The following is a 5,095-nucleotide window of genomic DNA, read 5'->3' as shown; positions in this document are numbered from 1 at the left end:
CAGTCGACGGCCACCACCATAAAGATACGATACTGGCTGGGAGCAGGAACCCACAACTTTAATATCTACAACCCATTGGTCTACGACCCGCAGGGCACAAAGAAGGCATACACCACCCTGACACTGAGCACAGGTGACGGCGGTTCGGCATCGGTCGACATACTCGATCCCAACAGGGAACGGGAATACCTGGGGGCACTCTCTATCGGCAGCTCGCTTGCCTACCAGGGAAACATTACCCCGGACGAGAGGTACAGCCCTTACCTGGAGTTCGCCCTGGAGGAAGATGCCGATGTTACCATCCGGTACACCAACCCCGGTATACAAACCTCCATTAAGTTCTACCGCCTGTCTGAGGGGGTGTTCCTGAACGAATATTACGAATTGAAGAATGAAGAGCTTACCTCCCTCAACAGGGAGATCACCGTGGCCCTTGCGGCAGGCTCGTATGTATTCATTATCTATGACCCAACCGTTACAGGCGAAATGGGTACAGAGAATGTGGCTATGCAGGTGAGGCTATCCGCTGATGGCGATAATACCGGAGGAGGCACAGGCGGCGGCAATCCAGATTTACACCATTTTACAGGTTTCGCTGTAACCCCGGCACAGGTCGTAGAATACGACTACAACGTACGCTCGTGGACAACAGGCATCAGCAACGACCTGTACAGCCAGCAGCTGCAATACGGTTACTCGGGCAATATCAGCCGTATGGACTGGCAGCAACAGGGGCAGAACAACGCTTACTCATTCGTTTATGATGAACTCTCCCGCCTGACAGCTGCCAATTATACCGGAACGGGACAATACAGCACAAGCTATTCGTATGACAGGCACGGAAATATCAAGACACTGACACGCAGAGGAAAGATACAAGCCTCAAGCCCTTACGGAATTATAGATCAGCTGACCATGACCCACAACGGCAACCAACTGACCCGGGTAACAGATAACTCCACGACAACACCTGTCCAGGATTCGGAAGACTTTAAGGACTATGCCGACAAGGCGGGGCTGTATACCTACAACCGCAACGGAGCCATGGACAAAGATACCCACAAAGGAATTTTGGGAATTAAGTATAATTCATTAAATTTACCAACGGAGCTTGCCGTGAAGAACATCAATACAAGCGGCAAGACCTATTATACCTACTCGGCTTCAGGCGTGAAGTTAAGAGTCGTGCATAAGGATGCCAAAAACCAGACCTATACCCCTGTGATGGGAACATCAGGCGACAGTAACCTGGAAACCTCAAAGGTCACCGACTATGTGGGTAACAAGGTCTATGAGAATGAAGGATTGAAGCGTATACTGGTAGATGGAGGTTATATAGAGAACAACGTATACCACTATTACCTGAAAGACCATTTAGGCAATAACCGTGTGGTGATAAACCAGTACAACGAGCAAATCCAGAACTCACAGTATTACCCGTTTGGAATGGCCATGGCAGAAAGTACGAGCCAAAGCTCACAGCCATATAAGTACAATGGGAAAGAGTTGGATAAGACGCATGGGCTGAACTTGTATGATTACTCTGCGAGATATTATGACGGGGCGTTAGGAAGGTTTACTACTGTGGATCCGTTGGCGGAGAAATACTATAGTTGGTCGCCGTATGCGTATTGTGCGAATAATCCGATTAAGTTTATTGATCCGACAGGAATGGTTATTGATTCAGCTTATATAGATCAATGGAATAATGAGAAAGCAGCAATATTTTCTCAGTGGGCAGCTCTTATTTCTAATAACGCTAATGGTGTTAATAATGAGAGAATAGGTAATCTCTATTCCTCAATAAGTGCCATGATAGCCGCTGAGGCAAGTACTCAACTATATCGATTAGGTGATTCGACTGGTAATCTTGGGGGAGTTATATATGATCCGAAATCAGGGGCTGTGGTCATTAACTATAATGGCACTGCCAATTTTGTACATGAGTTGATACATGTTGGACAATTTGAAATTGGGGATATAGTTTTTGATAAAACTTCAGGAAATGTTATTGCTCAAGATATTTTTGATGAGGTAGCAGCATATAAAGTTCAATATAGTTATGATCCTAAGTCAGTATCCGGCCTTCCTTCAACATCAATGGTATCTACGATAAATGACATTACTCCTACTTGGGTACAAGGATTAGATGGAGGTACATTATATGTACCTGGCGGCAGAGGGAATACGGGAACCTCTCCACTAAATATAAATTCTACTAAACATGATCTCATTAGAGCCTATGGATTGTCTTTAATTGGATTATATCCTAATTTATCAAGTAATTTTACTATCAATTCACTTAATATACATTATAAAAAATGAAAAATATTATTTTATATCTAGTATGTCTTACTATAGTCAACTTTGCTTGTAAAACAAATAAAATTGACTATAATCAATTGTCTGGAACCTTTGCATATATAAATGAAAAAGAGAATTTTGGATATGAGTATTTATTGAATTTGTATCCAGATCAAACTTTTAAGTTTGCGCAGAAATATAACGAAACGAATCCTGTCTGTGAAGGTCGTTGGGTAATCAATAATATAGATGAGCTAATGTTGTATTGCTCAGATAAAGAAAGTATAGAAATAATATTATCCAGAGGATATATGCATCATCGAGAATTTAATCTTCTCATATTGAATAGAGATGAAATTAAGATGGATAGTATAATTATGAGAAGAATTAGCAAATGATTAATTACTTTTATTTGTAATATAAAGTAGTTAATGTAAAGATTCACAATCCACTATGAGTCAATCCTGTCGATTTTATCATTGGCAGGATTTTTTATCTATATAGAAAAAGAGTATGAGATATAAGTAAAATAAAAACTAAGAAAAACATTGTAAAAAACGTTAGGTTTGTCAGGTTTTAGTTAAATCTGTGTTTGGGTATAATAGTAACCAAATGAAGACCATAACCGATGCCATAGCCGATATCAACTTGACTGCCTCGATGGATTCAAGGATTATACCAAAGGTACTGGTGTGGAATATACCTACAATAAGAACGGGGCGATGACCAAAGACCTGAACAAGGGTATTTCTTCAATTACCTACAATATGCTAAATCTACCTCAAACCGTAGATATAAAGAACAAGACAGTAGAAGGACGGAATGAGTATACTTATTCAGCAGCAGGAGTAAAACTAAGAGCCGTACAGCGTTGGAATCCGGGCTATTCGACCAATCCTGTTATCGGTTCGGCTGTAAATGTCAATGCGTTGACCGAAACGGAAACCACAGACTATGTAGGGAATATTATCTACGAAAATGACGGATTGAAGAGAATTTTAGTTGACGGAGGTTATTATCAGAATGGAAATTATTACTTTTATATCCGTGACCATCTGGGTAACAACCGGATAGTGATAGACCAGTATAGCGATGCTGTTCAGAGTACACAATATTATCCATTCGGGAATTCGTTTGCGGAGAGCACAAATCAAACCGCGCAACCGTACAAATACAACGATAAGGAGTTGGATACCCGCAACGGATTGAATATGTATGATTATAGTGCGAGGTGGAAATATGATTGGAGTTTTACTACGGTCGATCCGCTGGCCGAAAAGTATTATAGTATTAGTCCGTATGCTTATGTGGCTAATAATCCGTTGAAATACATTGATCCGACGGGGAAATGGATAGTAGGGACTGATGGAAAGGCTGTTACCTATTCTGCAAAAAAAGGATGGTCTGAAAATGCTAGCTTAGATGTTAAGAAAATTGGTTATGCAATGATGCATACAGGGAGTAAAACAGCAAAGAAACAGTTTAACCTAATGATGAATAGTACTCATGGTATTGATTTAATAATAAAAGATGAATTGCGCAAGGAAGGACATTATATTGCAGGAGGATGGACTTATCAAGGGTTTAAATCAAGTAATGGTAAAGATGAAACATCTTATACTGTAGAAATTTATTCAGGATCCATAAGAAAATATTTGGAAGTAGCGGAAAAAAAGGCGAAAGATCCAAATCTCAAGGCGGATGAACGAATTCTTAAATATCTAGGTTTAGATTTTTTCGAAGCTTTAGCTGCAATTGTAGGACATGAAGCTGTTCATACAACTCAAGATCATAATACAATTGATGAAGAAGATATTGAAAAAGGCACTTATGAAATTGAAGATCAAATTTTAGATGAAATTCAAAAGAAGAAGAAAAAAGAAGAGGAAGAAAATAAATAAGATTATGAAAAGAATATATTTACTAATAATACTTAATATTTTATTTTTAAATGTGGGTGCGTCAATTATTCCTATAAAAGAAATTAAGGATTCTATATTGCTGTTTTTGAAACAGACAAAAGATATGCCTGAAAACTCTACAATAGACTATCTCCCTAATAAAATAATTATCGATCGAAAAGATAAATCGCATATACAAGATCAAAAAAATGGTATTTTTTATATACCATCATTTTCCGCTCATGGATATGCACATTATTTGCTTGTAGACAATATGAGTTTTCAAATAATTAACATGAGAGAGCCCATAGAAGTAAACCTCGAAAAGGTTATTAAATATCTAAAAAAGAATGAAAATTTATATAGCAAATCAGATATTTTTTTCTATTTATTAGATATAATAAAAACTGATGAAAAGAATAAGATAAGGAGTCAGAAGCCGGGAATATACATTGATATAGACTGAAGCCTCTCGTCTTTCGGGATTTGCAATCCTGAAGTAATCTAATGTAAAGATTATAAATCCGCTATAAAACTAATCCTGCCATTTTCATCATTGGCAGGATTGTTTATCTATATTAGTTATGACAATAAGGTCTGGCGAAAGAACAAGAGGGAAGAAACAAAAAAAGTGCAAAAGTGTAACTTTTGTAACTTTTTTCAAATTATACAGGAATAGGGTAACACAGCACAAATTATTCGTATGATAAGCACGGGAATATCAAGACACTGACCCGCAGAGGAAAGATACAAGCCTCAAGCCCTTACGGAATTATAGATCAGCTGACCATGACCCACAACGGCAACCAGCTAACACGAGTAGTAGATAACTCCACGACAACACCTGTACAAGGTTCGGAAGACTTTAAGGACTATACCAATAAGGCGGG

At 38.7% G+C, this 5,095-nt stretch carries 4 protein-coding genes; all 4 read left to right on the top strand.

The annotated features are described in order from the left end of the window. The coding region (locus GGR21_RS20700) for an RHS repeat-associated core domain-containing protein (protein WP_183309137.1) at nucleotides 1-2,325 on the top strand (2,325 nt) is incomplete at its 5' end. Continuing rightward, nucleotides 2,322-2,702, top strand: coding sequence for a hypothetical protein (locus GGR21_RS20695; protein WP_183309136.1), 381 nt, complete (start codon nucleotides 2,322-2,324; stop codon nucleotides 2,700-2,702). The genes GGR21_RS20700 and GGR21_RS20695, both read left to right, overlap by 4 nt. 294 nt (nucleotides 2,703-2,996) lie before the next feature. Next, nucleotides 2,997-4,205, top strand: coding sequence for an RHS repeat domain-containing protein (locus GGR21_RS20690; protein WP_317169916.1), 1,209 nt, complete (start codon nucleotides 2,997-2,999; stop codon nucleotides 4,203-4,205). Between the two features lie 4 nt (nucleotides 4,206-4,209). Beyond that, nucleotides 4,210-4,671 carry a type 2 periplasmic-binding domain-containing protein gene (locus GGR21_RS20685; protein ID WP_183309135.1) on the top strand — a complete coding sequence of 154 codons (462 nt, stop codon included), beginning with the start codon at nucleotides 4,210-4,212 and terminating at the stop codon, nucleotides 4,669-4,671. The last annotated feature ends 424 nt before the right edge of the window (nucleotides 4,672-5,095 follow it).

It is taken from the genome of Dysgonomonas hofstadii, assembly GCF_014196915.1.
Lineage (GTDB): Bacteria > Bacteroidota > Bacteroidia > Bacteroidales > Dysgonomonadaceae > Dysgonomonas > Dysgonomonas hofstadii.
The sequence above is the reverse complement of the archived record's forward strand: the minus strand, read 5'-3'. Positions and strand labels throughout refer to the sequence as shown.